Below are 16215 nucleotides of genomic sequence, written 5' to 3'. Positions count from 1 at the left end.
CGGGAGGGGACATGAAGGCGCCAGCGCAAACCGGCGGCCACCGCCCGCGCGGCTTCACCCTCATCGAGCTGGTGGTCACCGTGGCGATCGTGGCCCTGCTGGCCAGCATCGCGCTGCCGCTGGCGGAGCTGACGGTGCAGCGCGGCAAGGAGCAGGAGCTGCGCGTGGCGCTGCGCCAGATCCGCGACGGCATCGACGCCTACAAGAAGGCGGTCGACGAAGGCCGCATCCTGAAGGCAGCCGACGAGAGCGGCTATCCGAAGACACTGGCGGTGCTGGTGGAGGGCGTGCTCGATCCCAAGGACCCGGACAAGCAGAGGAAGATCTACTTCCTGCGCCGCCTGCCGCACGATCCTATGGTGGCCGACCCGCAGCTGGATGCCGCCGAGACCTGGGGGCTGCGCAGCTACGACAGCGAGGCCGATGCCCCGGAAGAGGGCGACGACGTGTTTGATGTCTACTCCAAAGCGGATGGCAACGGGCTGAACGGCATCCCGTACCGGCAATGGTGACCATGCAGCCGCCGCGGCGGGCCGCGGGCGGCAGGGAAGATCGGGCTATGAAAACGCAGCAAGCGCGTGGCTTTACGCTGATCGAGCTGATGGTGGTGATGAGCATCATCGCCCTGTTGCTGACCATCGCCGTGCCGCGCTATCTCAGCAGTGTCGAGCGTTCCAAGGAGGCCGTGTTGCACAGCGACCTGTTCATCATGCGCGAGGCCATCGACAAGTACTACGGCGACCGCGCCCGCTATCCGGACGCGCTGGAGCAGCTGGTGACCGACAAGTACCTGCGCAGCCTGCCGCAGGACCCGTTTACCGAGAGCAGTACGACCTGGGTGGTGGTGCCGCCGGACGACCCGGCCAAGGGCGGAGTGTTCGACGTCAAGAGCGGCGCCGAAGGCGAGGCACAGGATGGCAGCCGCTATCAGGAGTGGTAGCGCGCGCCGCCGTGCCCGGCCGCTGCCGGCGCGCGAGCGTGGCTTCACCTATCTCGGCGTGCTGGTGCTGATCGCGGTGATGGGCTGGATGTTGGCCGCAACCGGCGAAGTGTGGTCCACGGTGCAGCAGCGCCAGCGCGAGCAGGAGCTGCTGTTCGTCGGCAACCAGTACCGCGAGGCGATCCGCCAGTACTACGAGCGCTCGCCGGCGGCGGCCAAACGCTACCCGCCGACGCTGGCCGACCTGCTGCTGGACAAGCGCTATCCCAATGTCCAGCGCTATCTGCGCAAGCTCTATCCCGACCCGATGACCGGCAAACCGCAGTGGGGGCTGCTGCGCGCGCCCGACGGCGGCATTGCCGGCGTCTACAGCCTGGGCGGCGGCGTGCCGTTCAAGACCGACCAGTTCGAGCAGCGCGACGCCGCGTTCAAGGATGCGCGCAGCTACGCGCGCTGGCAGTTCAGCTACCAGATCGTTGGTGGCGGCGCGCTGAAGGGCGATGCGGCCAACGAGGACGGCGAGAACGTGCAGCCGTTCGACACACCGGCGGGCAACACCGCCGATGACGGCAGTGAGGACGGCGGCTGAGTGCCGTCGTCCGGTCCGGGTCTGTCAATGCTGCTTTCCCGTGGCGCCGGCCGCTAGTGCGCCTTGCCCAGGCGCGCCGCCTGCAGCCGCTCGCGCTCCTCGCGCGGGGTACAGCCGTAGCGCTGCTTGAACACCCGTGAAAAATGTGACTGGTCGGTAAAACCCCACTGGTAGGCCAGCTGCGCCAGCGTTTGCGGCTGCGGGCTGCCCAGCGCCTGGCGGGCGCCCGCCAACCGCTGTTCGCGCAGCCACAGGCCGAAGGTCTGGCCGGTGTCGCGGAACAGGTCGTGCAGGTAACGCACCGAGATGCGGCAGGCGCCGGCGATCCGCTCCGGATCGAGCCGGGTGTCGGCCAGATTGGCGCGCACGTAGCGCTCGATGCGGCTCAGGTGCGCGGCACGCACGCAGGAGGTTTGCGAATCGAGCACCGCCGGGTTGCCCTCGGTGGCGGCGACGAACAGTTCCAGCAGCTGCTGGCCGACCAGCGGGTGCAGACAGTCGTCGCCCTGTTCCAGCCGCCGCCCGACCGCGCCGAGGTAGTCGGCAAACAGCGCGCCGATGCTGTGGCTGCCGTCAAAGGTCACCGCGCAGTAGCGCTCCGGATTGCGCAGCCGCGCGCGCAGCAGGTGGCCGGGGATTTTCAGCACCCACAGGTTGTTGGCGCGGGTGTGGTGGAATTCGTAGGGATCGTTGCTGCGTTCGAGGATGAAATGGCCGGCGCCGCAGTGCGCCTCGCGTCCCATCTGGCTGAAAAAGATGGCGCTCTGCCGCGGCAGCGACACCAGGAACTGCTCCTCGGCGGTGTCGTGCATCTCGCCGCGCACGCGGCGGTAGCTGAGCGGGCCGCTGCTGAGCCGCGACAGCGACTGCTGCCCCAGCTGCCAGCAGCTGAGGTCGCCCTCGAAGCGCGCCGGATCGAGAAAATCCAGCTGCAGGTTGAAATAGGTCTGGCCGATGATTTCCTGCCAGCGGCGATGGCGTTCCGCCGGCGCGGCGGCGGAAGTCGAGTAGTGCTGCATCATGTGTCGTCTCCTCTGGTGCCACCCCGGGATCGAGTCCGCCCGTCGTCGTTGCGACAGGATGCGCGGGTGTGGCGGCCGGCAGGCTGCCGGCGCTCATCACATGGGCCGACTGCAACGTTGGCCGCAGTCGACATTGCATCATTGCCTATTCTGCCCAGCGTGTCAGTTGATAACTGCCGGACTCGTGCAGCACCGCCTGCCAGCCGGGGCGGATGATGACGGTGGTGGTCGGCTCCTCGATGGCGGCGGGGCCGACGATACGGTTGCCGGCCTTCAGTTGTTCGCCGCGATAGACCGGCGTTTCCACCCAGCGGCCACTGTCGTCAAAAAGCATCGCCCGGAAGCCGTCGTGCGCCTGCGCCACGCCATCCTCGCCAGCGGCCAGGTTCGGCAGCGCCGGCTTGTCGACCAGGCCGCTGACGGTGCACTCCAGGTTGACCAGCTCGACCGGGTTGTGCGGTTCGCTGTAGGTGAACAGCGCTTCGTGGCGCGCGTGGAAGGCCTGCAGAATCTGCTCGGCGCCGTCTGGCGTGATCTCGCCGTTGGCGATCTCCACCGTGCACTCGTGGATCTGGCCCTGGTAGCGCATCTCCAGGCTGCGGTGCACGCGGATCTTGCCATCGTCAAAACCGTCGGCGCGCAGGTGGCTGCGGCCCTTGGCCTCCATGTCGTCGAACAGCCGGTTCAGCGTGGCAAGGTCGGCCTCGCGGTGCAGGCGCATCGGCGCGCTGGCGAGGAAGTTGTACTTCACGTCCGAGATTACCTGGCCGAACGCGCACAGGCAGGAGGCGAATTTCGGCACCAGCACGGTGTGGATGCCCAGCTCCTCCGCCAGCGCGGTGATGTGCATGCCGGTGGCGCCGCCGGCGCAGATCAGCGCGAAGTCGCGCGGGTCGTAGCCCTGTTCGATGGAGATGCGGCGGATGCCGTTGGCCATGTTCATGTTCACCAGCGTGCTGATGCCGTAGGCGGCGCGCTCGACGCTGATGCCCAGCGGCTCGGCCACGTTGGCCGCAATCGCGGCGCGTGCCTTCGGCTGGTCGAGGCGGATGCTGCCGCCCAGTACCGCGTCCGGGCGCAGGTAGCCCAGCGCCAGGTTGGCGTCGGTGACGGTGGCGCGCTCGCCGCCCTTGCCGTAGCAGGCCGGACCGGGGCTGGCGCCGGCGCTGTGCGGGCCGACTTCCAGCATGCCGAAGGTGTTGATGTGCGCGATGGAGCCGCCGCCGGCGCCCAGCGTCTCGACATGGATCATCGGCACGCCGATGCGGTGGCGCAGGAAGTCGATGTTGCGGTTGAGGTTGGTCTGGCCGTCCTTGGCCAGCGTGATGTCGAACGAGGTGCCACCCATGTCGACGGTGATCACGTTGTCGATGCCGAACGGGCGGGCGATGTACAGCCCGGCCTGCGGCGCCGACGCCGGCCCGGAGTTGATGGCGTTCACCGCCCGTTCGCGCATGATGTTGCCGACCGCCAGCCCGCCGTTGGACTGGAAGTAGCGCACCGGGCTATGGGCGCCCAGCTCGGCGAAGAACTGGTCGATGCGCTGCACGTAGCGGCCCATCACCGGGCTGAGGTAGGCGTTGACGATGGTGGTGGAGGTGCGGGTGTACTCGCGCACCTGCGGGTAGACCTCGCTGCCGCTGCACACGAACACGCCGGGCAGGTGCTCTGCCACCAGCTCGCGGGCGCGCTGCTCGTGTGCCGGGTTGCGCACCGACCACACGAAGGAGATCGCCACGCTCTCGACGCCCTCGGCACGGAAGTGCTCGATGGCGGCGAGGATGTCGTCCTCGTTCAGTGCCTCGTGCTCGCTGCCGTCGGCCAGCACGCGGCCGCGCACCGGGCGGCGCAGGTGGCGCGGCACCAGCTGCGGTGCCGGCGGGTAGCTGGCGTCGTAGCGGTAGCCTTCTTCCTTGTGGCCGAGGCGGATCTCGATGCTGTCCTCGTGGCCGGCGGTGCACAGCAGGCCCACCTTCACGCCTTTGAGCTCGATCAGCGCGTTCAGCGCCACGGTGGTGCCGTTGATGCAAAGGTCGCAGTTCTTGATGATGTCGCCGACCGGCATGTCCAGCGCCTCGGCCATCTGCTGCAGGCCGGCGGCGATGGCGCGGGTGCCGTCGTCCGGCGTCGACGGGCTCTTGAACAGGCGCAGCGGGCCGTTGTGCTCGGCCAGCACGAAGTCGGTAAAGGTGCCGCCGGCGTCCACGCCCAAACGGAATCGCTGTTTCATGCTTGTGCTCCCAGGTTCAGTTGCTGACGCAGCGCTGCAGTGGCGGCGTCGTCGATATGCAGGTTGTCATCGGCGATGACCACGCCGTATTCCTCGCGTGCGGCCAACCTTGAGATCAGCCCGTTCTTCAGGTCGGCCAGCACCTGTGCCGGCGGTCGCTGCCACGGCAGGCCGTAGCCGCCGCCTCCGGGGTTGATGTTGCGTGCGCGCTGGCCGGGCTTGAGGGTGGTGATCACATTGTGGCGGTGCACGGTCAGCGCGCCGTCGTGCTCCACTTCCAGGCGGCCGAGCTTCTTGTCGATCAGCACGTCGTGCGCGCCGGCGGCGCCCATGGTCGGGATCTGGCGGCCCTCGCCGAAGGCGATCACCGTCATGTCGTGGCCGCGCGGCTCCACCTCCCACACCGTGCCGCTGCCGCCGCGGTGCGCGCCGGCGCCGCCGCTGTCCTGCAGCAGGCCGTAGCGGTGGATGATGATCGGGTAGGCGTACTCCAGCAGCTCGATGTCGCCGGAGCTGAGTGCGCCGAAGCAGCACAGCGGGCCGCAGGCGTGCCAGCCGTCCATCTGCCGGGTGGCGCCGGCGCCGGAGATGATCGAGGCCAGCACCATGGTTACGTACTGCTCGCCGGTGGCCGGGTTGATGCCGGCGATGTTGATGCCGCTGGCGTGGCCCCAGGAGGCGGTGACGCGCTCCGGCGCGGCGGCCTCGAATGCCATGCGCACCGCGTCGGTCAGCGTTTCCATCGGCGTGGTGGTGCAGTTGACGTGCGGCGCCGGCTCGGCGGCGTTGCACAGCGTGCCGTGGGCGCCGAGATCGACCGACACGCAGCGGTACAGCCCGGCGTTGTAAGGTGGCGGCACCTGCGCGAACATCATCAGCCCGAGATAGACGCCGGACATCGAGTTGCCGGCGTAGGAGTTGATGAAGTAGGGGATCTGGGGCGGGCTTTGCACGCTGATGTGCACGTTGTCGCCGCTGACGGTGACCTGGGTGCGGATGGTCAGCTCGCCGTAGCCGTGGCCGGCGTCCTCCAGCACCGCTTCGCCGTGGTAAGTGCCGTCAGGGATGGAGCGGATCAGCGAACGCATGTGGCGGTCGGCCATGTCCTTCAGTTCGGCGATGGCGGCGCGCACGGTGGCGAGGCCGTACTTGTCCAGCAGTGCCAGCAGGTTGCGCTCGCCGACGCGGCAGGCGCCGAACTGGGCGTTGAGATCGCCTTCCTGGTCGCGGCGGGCGCGCATATTGCACAGCAGCAGGTTGACCACGTCATCGCGGCGGCGGCCCTTGTCCCACAGCTTCACCGGCGGGATGCGCAGGCCTTCGGCGTAGATCTCTTTCGCGTCCGGGTTGTAGCCGGCCGGCACCGGGCCGCCGATGTCGGTGAGGTGGCCCTTGCACACCGCCCAGAACACCAGCTCGCCCTGGTAAAACACCGGCTTGTACATGCAGCAGTCGAGGATGTGGCTGCCCTGGTACACCGGGTCGTTGTGGTAGATCACGTCGCCTTCGTGAATGTCGTCGCCGAAGTAGTCGGCCACCGCCTTCATCGCCGGGATCAGCGAGCCGAGGTGAATGGGGATGTCCTGGCCCTGCAGGATCATTTCCGGCAGGTTATCGAACAGCGCGTTGCTGTAGTCGTGTGCCAGGTTGAACACGCTGGAGCGGCCGGTTTTCTCCAGCGTCAGCGTCATTTCGCGTTGCGCGGTTTCCAGCGCGCCGCGGACCACTGCCAGCGTGATCGGGTCGATCGCGGCTGGGACTTGATGCGCTTGTGTCATGGTGTGTCTCCGTTTTCTGGGGGGCAGCAATGCCTGTTGCCTGACTGCTACGGTAAGAACTTGTCCGGCCAGCGGCTTGCACCAGCGCGCAGGAAAACTGGTCTGCCAGTGCAGTGCGCGGCGACAAAAAAGAACCCCGCAGCCAGGTGCGGGGAAAAGAGGAGTGAAGACGGTAAATGTGAAGCGGGAACGGCGTGCTCAGCCGCCCTGCGTCGCGGCCAGGCGGCTTTGCGACAGCTGCTGCAGGTAGCGGTACAGCCCGAACGACACCAGCGCGGTGGCCGGCGCCGAGAAGCTGGCCAGCAGGCCGCCGCTCTCCAGCAGCGCGATGCCGCAGCCGGCGGCGACAAACCAGGCGCTGATGCCCTCGCGGCGCACCGCCTTGTTGTCTTCCGGCGCAAGGTTGGCCGCAGGCTGGCTGAGGATATGGGCCAGCGCGATGCCGACCCACGCCACCACGAAGATGCCCTGGTAGGCCAGCGCCTGCAGGATGACGCTGAACACATTGCCCAGCATCAGCAGGTAGACGATGGCGCCGACCACCACGCCCCACGCCGCCTTGGGCAGGCGCAGGCCGCAGCTCTTGTCGAAGAAAGTCTGCATGTTGACGGTGGCGAGGTAGAAGTTGGCGGTGTTGATCCGCGTCTGGCTGACCCAGACAAAGGCCAGCCCGACCCAGCCCATCAGCTTCAACAGCGCCAGCACCACCGACACCTCGCTGACGCCGCCGCTGGTTGGAATGCTGGCGGCGAGGAAGATGCCGGCCACGCCGTTGAGCAGGAAGGTGAACAGGTAGAACGGCAGGCCGAAGTTGAAACGGGCGTGGTAGTCGCTGTCTTCGTTCTTGCCGAAGCGGGCGTAGTCCCAGGTGTACATCATCAGGATCCACACCCCCATGAAGTAGCTGAAACAGTGCCACCAGCCATCGGCCGGCGCGCCGCCGGCCGGGGCCAGCTGCAACCAGGCGTCGCTGTAGCCGTATTCGGTGATGGTCAGGATCACTGCGGCGGCGAGGCCCGACAGGTAGAACGGCAGCAGCACGCCGTTGAGCTTGTCCAGCCAGCGCTGCACGCTGCCCAGCACCAGCGGCACGCTGTACACCACCACCAGCAGGTAGGCGTGCTCGATCGACAGCGCCGGGAACATGTGCTGGATGGCGACCGCGATCACCGAGCCCTCGAACACCGCGTAGTAGATGGCGGTGGCGAAGAAGATCAGCGTCGCCAGCGAGGCGCCGGAATTGCCGAACAGGATGCGCGAGAACAGCCCCACCGACAGCCCGCTGCGGATCGCGTAGCGGGTGATGACGCCATTGATCACGCTGTAGCACAGCGCCGACAGCGCGAGGCCGATCAGCGTGTTGACGGTGCCGTAGTTCAGCGCCAGCGTGGCCGACACCACCAGCCAGAACATGGCGCTGCACACCGACCACCACGCCATGCTCAGCCCCAGCCGCCCCATGCGCGCATCGGCCGGCACCGCGCTGCGGGTGAAGTCCGGGTCGTCGTGCCGCTGCGCTTGATTGATCATTGTTGCCACGATTGTCTCCTTATGTTTTAGCCTGATGGCCTGGAGTCATCGTAGGAAGGCGCTGTCCGGCGGGATAGCACGCCAGCGCAGGCTTTGTGGTGCGCCAGTGCAGGCGCACGGCTGCCGCGCAATAAAGCAAGCCCGCCGCCGGCTTGCTTTATAATGCCGCTTTTGTTGACGGGCGGTGCGCAGGCGATGTCGGTTGGTCATTACGAGAATTTCCCGGTCGGTTCCCTCCTGCTGCCGCGGCGCATGCGCCGCGCGGTGCACGTGATCTATCACTTTGCCCGTCATGCCGACGATATCGCCGACGAGGGCAATGCCCAGCCGGCGCAAAGGTTGGCCGCATTGCAGGCGCTGCGCGACGAGCTGGCACGCATCGAGGCCGGCACCACGCCGCAGCTGCCGCTGATGCAGGATCTGGCGCGGGTGATCGCCGCCTACCAGCTGCCGCTGGCGCCGTTTTACGACTTGCTGTCGGCGTTCAGCCAGGACGTGACCAAGACGCGCTACCAGGACTTTGCCGAGCTGGTCGACTACTGCCGCCGCTCCGCTAATCCTGTCGGGCGCCTGATGCTGGCGCTGTACGGCGAGCGTGATCCGCGCAGCCTGGCGATGTCGGACGGCATCTGCACCGCGCTGCAGCTGATCAACTTCTGGCAGGACGTGGCCGTCGACTGGCTGAAGGGCCGCGTCTACATCCCGCAGGACGATCTGGCAAAATTCCGCGTCAGCGAAGATCAGATCGCGCGCGGCGACGCCGGCGGGGTGTGGCCGATGCTGATGGACAAGGAAGTGAAGCGGGCGCTCGCCATGCTGGAGGCCGGCTCGCCGCTGGCGCTGAAGCTGAAGGGGCGGCTGGGCTGGGAGCTGCGCCTGATCGTGCTCGGCGGCGAGCGCATCCTGAAAAAGATACACGACGCGCGCGGTGACGTATTCACGCAGCGGCCGGTGCTGAGCAGCCGTGACTGGCTGGCGATCATCTGGAAGGCGCTGAGCGCGCGTTCCGGCAAAAACAAGAGGAGACGGGCGTGACCCCGCAGCAATACTGTGAAGACAAGGCCGCCAAGAGCGGCTCCAGCTTTTACGCCAGCTTCCGCTACCTGCCGCCGGCGCAGCGCGACGCGATGGTGGCACTGTACGCGTTCTGCCGCGAGGTGGACGACGTGGTGGACGAGATCCACGACGACAACGTGGCGCGCACCACGCTGGCCTGGTGGCGCACCGAGCTGGCGGCGCTGTACCACGGCACGCCCAGCCATCCGGTGATGCTGGCACTCAAGCCGCACGTGGCGCGCTTCGAGCTGCCGCAGGCGTGGCTGGCGGAGATCATCGACGGCATGCAGATGGACCTGGACGTGCCGCGCTACAACCGCTTTGCCGACCTGCAGCTGTACTGCCACCGCGTCGCCGGCGTGGTCGGCCAGCTGTCGGCGCAGATTTTCGGCTATACCGACCGCGCCACGCTGAAATACGCGCACGAGCTGGGGCTGGCGTTCCAGCTCACCAACATCATCCGCGATGTCGGCGAGGACGCGCGCCGCGGCCGGCTGTACCTGCCGGTGGAAGACCTGCAGCGCTTCGGCGTGCCGGCGTCCGAAGTGCTGGCTTACCGCGAATCGCCGCAGTTCGAGGAGCTGATGCGCTTCCAGATCGAGCGCGCGCACCAGCACTACCGCAAGGCGTGGGAGCTGCTGCCGGCGGCCGACCGCAAGGCGCAGCGCATCGGTCTGGTGATGGCGGCGATCTATCGCGCCACGCTGGACGAGATCGCGCTGGACGGCCCGGGCAAGGTGCTCAACCAGCGGCTGTCGCTGTCGCCGGGACGCAAGCTGTGGCTGGCGTGGAAAACCTGGACCTTCGGCTACAAGCCTTGAAACCACGCGTTGCCGTCATCGGCGCCGGCTGGGCCGGCCTCGCTGCCGCCATCACGCTGGCGCCTGCGGCCAACGTGGTGCTGTTCGAGGCCGGCAAGATCGCCGGCGGTCGCGCCCGCCGCGTACCGCTGGACGGCATGGCGCTGGACAACGGCCAGCACATCCTGATCGGCGCCTATCGCGAAAGCCTGCGCCTGATGCGGCAGGTGGGCGTCGATCCGGCACAGGCACTGGCCAGCCAGCCGCTGCGCTGGCACCAGGTCGACGGCGTGCAGCTGCACTGCCCGGACTGGCCGGCGCCGTGGCATCTGCTGGCCGGGCTGTGTCGCGCCAGGGGCCTGGGCTGGCGCGACAAGCTGGCACTGGCACGGCTATTGACCCAGCTCAGGGTGTGGCGCTGGCGGATCGGGCAGGATGTCGCGGCGCTGGACTGGCTGCGGCAGCGTGGCCAGTCGCCGGCGCTGCTGGACGGCTTCTGGACGCCGCTGATCCTGGCGACGCTGAATACGCCGCCGGCGCAGGCGTCGATGCAGCTGCTGGCCAATGTACTGCGCGACAGCCTTGGCGCCGCGCAAGCTAACGCCAGCCGCCTGCTGCTGCCGCGCACCGACCTGAGCGCGCTGTTCGCCGAACCGGCGCTGCAGTGGCTGGCCGGCGCCGGCGCGCAGCTGCGCCTCGGGCAGCGGGTGCGGCACATCGACTGGCACGCGCCGCGGCCGCTGGTGGACGGCGAAGCATTCGATGTGGTGCTGATTGCCACCGCGCCGTATCACGCCGCCGGTCTCGCCGCCGACGAAAAGCTGAGCGAGCTGCTCAAGGCGTGGCAATACCAGCCGATAACGACCCTGTACCTGCGTTTCGGGGGCAGGGTGCGCCTGCCACAGGCGATGACCGGCTTGCAGCGCGGCATCGGCCAGTGGTGGTTCGACCGCGAGGCGCTGACCGGCGAGGCCGGGCTGGTGACGGTGGTGATCAGCGCCGCCGGCGAGCAAGACACGCTGTCGCGCGAGGCGCTGACGGAGCGGGTGCTGGCAGAATTGCAGCAGCACGTGCCGGACTTGCCGCCGCTTAAGGACAGCTGGCAGATCACCGAACAGCGCGCGACCTTTGCGGCCAACGTTGGCCTTGCGCGCCCGGCGCCGCGACTTGGCGTAAAATCCGGCTATCTCGCGGGTGACTGGTTGTGTGCCGACTATCCGGCGACGCTCGAAGGCGCCGTCCGTAGCGGCATCGCCAGCGCCCATGCCCTCATGCAGGATTGGAAAAAAGAACATGATGCAAACGTTTGACAAAGATTATCTCGCCGGCCGCGTGGTGCTGGTGACCGGGGCAACGCAAGGCATCGGCCGCGAGACGGCGCTGGCCGCCGCGCGCCATGGCGCCACCGTGGTACTGCTGGCGCGCAGCGTGAAGGGCCTGGAAAAGGTGTACGACGAGATCGTGGCGGCCGGCCTGCCGGAGCCGCTGGCAATCCCGCTGGACCTGCTCAAGGCCAGCGACGACGAATTCAATACCTTGGCGTTCCAGATCAAGCAGGCGGTGGGACGGCTGGACGGCATCGTGCACTGCGCCGCGCACTTCTTTGCCTTGTCGCCGCTGGTAGACCAGCGCATCGACGAGTGGATAAACCAGTACCGCATCAACACCGTGGCGCCGTTCGCGCTGACCCGTGCCTGCCTGCCGCTGTTGAAGCAGGCGACCGACGCCAGCGTGGTATTCGTCGGCGAGACCCACGGCCAGCACCCGGGCGCGTTCTGGGGTGCCTTCGGCGCCTCCAAGGCCGGGCTGGGTTATCTGGTCAAGGTTGCGGCCAACGAGTGGGACGTGTTCCCGAACTTGCGCGTGAACCTGCTGGTGCCGGGGCCGGTCAACTCGCCGCAGCGCACCCGTACCCATCCGGGTGAGGCCAAGAGCGAGCGCGGCGAACTGGCGGCGCTGATGCCGCATATGCTGTACTGGCTGGGTCAGGCCAGTGCCGGGCGCAGCGGCGAGATCATCGAGCTGGATCTGCGTCCGTCGTAAACCACAAGGACAAGTATGCGTGCCTATCTGTTATTACCAGCGCTGTTGCTGCTTGGCGGCTGTAACTGGGTGATGAATGTCAGCGGCCTGGCGGCCGAGGCCAACAAGGCCATCGGCGCCGCCTGCCGCCAGACCGGCCGTTCGCTGGAGGCGTGCTATGCCCGCAATCCGGATGCGGACAAGGCGCAGATCTACGCCGGCTGGCGCGAGATGCACGAATACATGGCCAAGAACAAGCTGGATACCATGGACCCGCCGCCGGAGCCGGCACCGGACCTGTCCGCGCCGCTGGCCGCGGTCGACAGCAGCAGTGCAAAAGCGGCGGAACACGCGGCTCAAAAAAAAAATGAGCCGGCCGTAAGCTCGCATGCCCCGCTGGCGAAGCCGCATTCGCTGACCAGCGCCGAAGCCGACGAACTGGCGCGCAACGACCCGCAGGTCGAGGCGGTGCTGTCCGCCATCCGCAAGAATGGCCGGGAAGATATCAAGCCCAAGGACAACGGCCCGTCGCCTTCGGAGCAGCGCCTGCTCAGCCTGATCAACGAACAGAGCGCGCCGCCGGCGGCCGCGGGGCAGGAGGATTCCTTCGGCAAGCCGGCCGCCATGGTCAAGAAATAATCGGCGCACCCCGTGCCCCCTGTTGCAACCCGCTAGTGCCGGCACTAACGGGTTTTGTCATTTTCTGAAGACCCTATGGCCAAATTCAACAAGACCCTCTATCAGTGCACGCAATGCGGCGGCAGCTCGCCCAAGTGGCAGGGCCAGTGCCCGCACTGCGGCGAATGGAACACGCTGACCGAAACCGTGGCCGCGCCGGCCCCGGCGGCCAGCGCCCGCTACCAGAGCTGGACGGCGCAAACGCAGCCGGTGCAGCAGCTGTCGCAGGTGCAGGCGGCGGAAGTGCCGCGCGAGCCGTCCGGCATCGAGGAGCTGGACCGCGTGCTTGGCGGCGGCATCGTCAAGGGCGCGGTGGTGCTGCTGGGCGGCGATCCCGGAATCGGCAAGTCCACGCTGCTGCTGCAGGCGCTGTCGGCCATCGGCTCGACGCGCAAGGTGCTGTACGTGTCCGGCGAGGAGTCGCCGCAGCAGATCGCGCTGCGCGCCTCGCGGCTGACGGTGGACGCGGCGCGGGTGCGGCTGCTGTCGGAGATCCGGCTTGAGTCCATCCTCGCCACGCTGCAGACCGAGATGCCGGAAGTAGCAGTGATCGACTCGATCCAGACGCTGTATTCCGATCAGGTGACGTCTGCCCCCGGCTCGGTGTCGCAGGTGCGCGAGTGCGCGGCGCAGCTGACGCGGATGGCCAAGCAGAGCGGCATCACCATCATCCTGGTCGGCCATGTCACCAAGGAAGGCTCGCTGGCCGGGCCGCGCGTGCTGGAACACATCGTCGATACCGTGCTCTATTTCGAGGGCGACAGCCACTCCAGCTACCGCATGATCCGCGCCATCAAGAACCGTTTCGGTGCGGCCAACGAGCTGGGCGTGTTCGCGATGACTGACCGCGGCCTGAAGGGCGTGTCCAACCCGTCGGCGATCTTCCTGTCCAGCTACCGCGACGACGTGTCCGGCTCCTGCGTGCTGGTGACGCAGGAGGGCACGCGACCGTTGCTGGTGGAAATCCAGGCGCTGGTCGACGACGCCCACGGCTTCCAGCCCAAGCGCCTGACCGTCGGCCTGGAGCAGAACCGGCTGGCGATGCTGATGGCGGTGCTCAACCGCCACGCCGGCATCGCCTGCTTCGACCAGGACGTGTTCCTGAATGCGGTGGGCGGTGTGAAGATCAACGAGCCGGCCGCCGACCTGGCGGTCATCCTGGCGATGGTGTCCTCGCTACGCAACAAGTCGCTGCCGGAGAAACTGGTGGTGTTCGGCGAGGTCGGCCTGTCCGGCGAGGTGCGGCCGGTGACGCGCGGCCAGGAGCGGCTGAAAGAGGCGGCCAAGCTCGGTTTCGAGCGCGCCATCGTGCCGGCGGCCAACAAGCCGCGCCAGGCCATCGACGGGCTGGAGGTGATCGGGGTGGATCGCTTGTCCGAAGCCGTGGAATACTGTGCCCGTCGTTGACTGCGGGAGCCGCCATGCCGCCCAGTGTTGAACAGATCGAGGCCGAACGGCCCTACCTGCTGCGCTTTGCGCTGGCGCAATTGCGCGACAGTGCCGCGGCGGAGGACGCGGTACAGGACGCGCTGCTGGCGGCGCTGGAGGCGCGCGAGCGCTTTGCCGGCAAGTCCAGCCTGCGCACCTGGCTCACGTCCATCCTGCGCTTCAAGCTGATCGACATGGTGCGCAAGCAGCACCGCGAGGTGGCCACCGACCTGTCCGAGGACCTGGACGACAGCGATCTGGACGGCCTGTTCAGCGCCAACGGCCACTGGCAGGAGAAGGTCAGCGCCTGGGGAGCGCCGGAGCAGTCGCTGCTGGCTGCCCAGTTCTGGCAGGTGTACGCGCGCTGTGCCGAGGCGATGCCGCGGCGCACCGCGCTGGTGTTCGCCATGCGCGAGGTGCTGGACATGAATATCAGCGAGATCTGTCAGAATCTGGAGATCAGCGCGACCAACTGTTCGGTGATGCTCTATCGCGCACGGATGAGCCTGCGCGAATGTTTGCAGCTGCGCTGGCTGCAGGGGGAAAACGCATGATGCTCAGTTGCCGCGAGGCCAGCCGGCTGATATCCGACGCGATGGACCGCAAGCTCAGCCGCCATGAGCAGCTCAGCCTGCAATTCCACCTGCTGCTGTGCCGCAACTGCCGCCATTTCCGGCAGCAGATGGCGACGCTGCGTGCCGGCATCCGCGAAGGGCGCCAGCGCTGAGGCTAACGGCAAAAAGCCGGATCACAATGTGATCCGGCTTTTCTCATGACTGCATAACGGCTTAGAAACCAACCAGGGTGACCACCCCCAGCACCGCGAAGATACAGGCGGCAATGCGGTGCACGGTGGCGACCGGCAGCTTGCGCGCCGCCACTTCACCCAGCAGCACCGCCGGTACGTTGGCGATCATCATGCCCATCGTGGTGCCCATCACCACGGCCGGCAGCGCGTCGAAGCGGGCCGACAGCGCCACGGTGGCGATCTGCGTCTTGTCGCCCATCTCGGCCATGAAGAAGGCGATCACGGTGGCGCCGAACACGCCGACGCGGTCCAGCAGCGGCATGTCGTCGTCCAGTTTGTCCGGAATCAGCATCCACAGTGCCATGGCGATGAAGGAGATGCCCAGTACCCAGCGCAGGATGTTGTCGGTGATGTAGGCCGACGCGATCTGGCCGATCCAGGCCGCGGCAAGATGGTTGAGCACGGTGGCGACGAAAATGCCGGCGATGATGGGTAGCGGTTTCTTGAAACGGGCGGCGAGCAGCAGCGCGAGCAGCTGGGTCTTGTCGCCGATTTCGGCCAGGGCGACGATGCCGGTAGAGAGCAGGAAGGCTTCCATGAAATGATCCGGGGGGCTGCGCGGACAACATGATTCTCCGCTGCCGCAGCCCCCGCTACGCACCGGAAAATCATGAGTCTTGCCAGGCCTTGCGGCTGTTTGCGCCATGGTGCTGCCGGATTGCCCGGCGAACCAAGTGTGTTGACGCAAGCCTCTGTCAGTAATGCAGAGCGGCTACTCCCTCAGGACGAGGCGGATTGTACGCGATGGCGGCAGGCGCTTCAAGGTTGGCCGCAAGCGTTGCGGCCAACCCCGGGCCGGATCAGCCCAGTTGCGAGGTACAGTGCGGGCAGCGCGTCGCCTTCAGCGGAATGCTGGACAGGCAGTAGCCGCACTCCTTGGTGGTGACTTCCGCCGGTGCCGCCGGCGCCGGACGTTGCAGCCGGTTCAGCGTCTTGATCAGCATGAAGATGGCAAAGGCGATGATGGTGAAGCTGACCAGCGCGTTGATGAACAGGCCGATGTTCAGCGTCACCGCGCCGGCTTCCTTCGCCGCCGCCACCGACGCGTACGGTGCCGCCTTGGCGCCTTCCTTCAGCACGAAGAACAGGTTGGCAAAGTCGACGTTGCCGATCAGCAGGCCGATCGGCGGCATGATTACGTCATCAACCAGCGACTTGACGATGGTACCAAAAGCACCGCCGATGACGACACCAACGGCCAGATCGATGACGTTGCCACGCATGGCAAACTCGCGAAACTCTTTCAGTACGGACATGTTGTTCCCTTCGTTTAATGTCGGATATCAATGACAAGCTAGTATCCGACAGCGGCAAAGGCAATGGCAACGGCTTTT

At 67.1% G+C, this 16215-nt stretch carries 17 protein-coding genes and 1 riboswitch; of the genes, 11 read left to right on the top strand and 6 right to left on the bottom strand.

Translation table 11 applies throughout. The features are described 5' to 3' along the window. The first annotated feature begins 11 nt into the window (after positions 1-11). From PQU96_RS07140 to PQU96_RS07130, 3 genes are read left to right on the top strand one after another with little or no spacing between them, the layout of a single operon-like run. Positions 12-512, top strand: a complete 501-nt coding sequence (locus PQU96_RS07140; protein WP_272771585.1) for a type II secretion system protein — start codon at positions 12-14, stop codon at positions 510-512. Positions 513-559: 47 nt separating this feature from the next. Beyond that, entirely contained in the window at positions 560-940 is a 381-nt protein-coding gene (locus PQU96_RS07135; protein WP_272771584.1) for a type II secretion system protein, read from the top strand. Beyond that, positions 915-1529: a type II secretion system protein gene (locus PQU96_RS07130; protein ID WP_272771583.1), complete on the top strand. Its 615-nt coding sequence runs from the start codon at positions 915-917 to the stop codon at positions 1527-1529. The genes PQU96_RS07135 and PQU96_RS07130 overlap by 26 nt, the downstream gene beginning before the upstream one ends. A gap of 53 nt (positions 1530-1582) precedes the next feature. Here PQU96_RS07130 and PQU96_RS07125 read toward each other — a convergent pair whose 3' ends face one another. From PQU96_RS07125 to PQU96_RS07110, 4 genes are all read right to left on the bottom strand, one after another. Continuing rightward, the gene (locus PQU96_RS07125; protein ID WP_272771582.1) at positions 1583-2551 is read right to left on the bottom strand and encodes an AraC-like ligand-binding domain-containing protein; all 969 of its coding nucleotides are present in this window, start codon (positions 2549-2551) and stop codon (positions 1583-1585) included. A 145-nt stretch (positions 2552-2696) separates the two neighbouring features. Then, positions 2697-4781 (bottom strand): caprolactamase subunit alpha, encoded by a 2085-nt coding sequence (gene capA, locus PQU96_RS07120; protein ID WP_272771580.1) that lies wholly within the window; start codon positions 4779-4781, stop codon positions 2697-2699. Then, entirely contained in the window at positions 4778-6559 is a 1782-nt protein-coding gene (gene capB, locus PQU96_RS07115) for a caprolactamase subunit beta (protein WP_272771579.1), read from the bottom strand. The genes capA and capB overlap by 4 nt, the downstream gene beginning before the upstream one ends. A 198-nt stretch (positions 6560-6757) precedes the next feature. Continuing rightward, positions 6758-8089 carry a purine-cytosine permease family protein gene (locus PQU96_RS07110; protein WP_272771662.1) on the bottom strand — a complete coding sequence of 444 codons (1332 nt, stop codon included), beginning with the start codon at positions 8087-8089 and terminating at the stop codon, positions 6758-6760. Positions 8090-8284: 195 nt separating this feature from the next. Here PQU96_RS07110 and hpnC point away from each other — a divergent pair, with 195 nt between their 5' ends. From hpnC to PQU96_RS07070, 8 genes are all read left to right on the top strand, one after another. Beyond that, positions 8285-9124 carry a squalene synthase HpnC gene (hpnC, locus tag PQU96_RS07105; RefSeq protein ID WP_272771578.1) on the top strand — a complete coding sequence of 280 codons (840 nt, stop codon included), beginning with the start codon at positions 8285-8287 and terminating at the stop codon, positions 9122-9124. Then, positions 9121-9966, top strand: a complete 846-nt coding sequence (gene hpnD / locus PQU96_RS07100; protein WP_272771577.1) for a presqualene diphosphate synthase HpnD — start codon at positions 9121-9123, stop codon at positions 9964-9966. Before hpnC ends, hpnD begins: the two co-directional genes overlap by 4 nt. After that, complete coding sequence (gene hpnE, locus PQU96_RS07095) at positions 9963-11255, top strand: hydroxysqualene dehydroxylase HpnE (protein ID WP_272771576.1); 1293 nt, start codon at positions 9963-9965, stop codon at positions 11253-11255. The genes hpnD and hpnE overlap by 4 nt, the downstream gene beginning before the upstream one ends. After that, entirely contained in the window at positions 11239-11988 is a 750-nt protein-coding gene (locus PQU96_RS07090) for an SDR family oxidoreductase (RefSeq protein WP_272771575.1), read from the top strand. Before hpnE ends, PQU96_RS07090 begins: the two co-directional genes overlap by 17 nt. Positions 11989-12003: 15 nt before the next feature. Further along, positions 12004-12606: a hypothetical protein gene (locus PQU96_RS07085; RefSeq protein ID WP_272771574.1), complete on the top strand. Its 603-nt coding sequence runs from the start codon at positions 12004-12006 to the stop codon at positions 12604-12606. 75 nt (positions 12607-12681) lie between these two features. After that, entirely contained in the window at positions 12682-14052 is a 1371-nt protein-coding gene (radA, locus tag PQU96_RS07080) for a DNA repair protein RadA (protein WP_272771573.1), read from the top strand. 14 nt (positions 14053-14066) lie between these two features. Next, the gene (locus PQU96_RS07075; protein ID WP_272771572.1) at positions 14067-14627 is read left to right on the top strand and encodes a sigma-70 family RNA polymerase sigma factor; all 561 of its coding nucleotides are present in this window, start codon (positions 14067-14069) and stop codon (positions 14625-14627) included. Further along, positions 14624-14800 (top strand): zf-HC2 domain-containing protein, encoded by a 177-nt coding sequence (locus PQU96_RS07070; protein ID WP_272771571.1) that lies wholly within the window; start codon positions 14624-14626, stop codon positions 14798-14800. Before PQU96_RS07075 ends, PQU96_RS07070 begins: the two co-directional genes overlap by 4 nt. A 61-nt stretch (positions 14801-14861) precedes the next feature. On the opposite strand, the gene PQU96_RS07065 is transcribed toward PQU96_RS07070, so the two are convergent. Both PQU96_RS07065 and mscL read right to left on the bottom strand, forming a co-directional pair. After that, positions 14862-15419: a TMEM165/GDT1 family protein gene (locus PQU96_RS07065; RefSeq protein WP_272771570.1), complete on the bottom strand. Its 558-nt coding sequence runs from the start codon at positions 15417-15419 to the stop codon at positions 14862-14864. A gap of 5 nt (positions 15420-15424) precedes the next feature. Further along, a riboswitch (yybP-ykoY riboswitch) is annotated at positions 15425-15606 on the bottom strand. Positions 15607-15681: 75 nt separating this feature from the next. Further along, the gene (gene mscL, locus PQU96_RS07060; RefSeq protein WP_272766193.1) at positions 15682-16137 is read right to left on the bottom strand and encodes a large-conductance mechanosensitive channel protein MscL; all 456 of its coding nucleotides are present in this window, start codon (positions 16135-16137) and stop codon (positions 15682-15684) included. Positions 16138-16215 lie beyond the last annotated feature (78 nt).

It is taken from the genome of Vogesella margarita (genome assembly GCF_028548475.1).
Taxonomy (GTDB): domain Bacteria; phylum Pseudomonadota; class Gammaproteobacteria; order Burkholderiales; family Chromobacteriaceae; genus Vogesella; species Vogesella margarita.
This window is presented reverse-complemented; position numbering and strand designations above follow the sequence as displayed.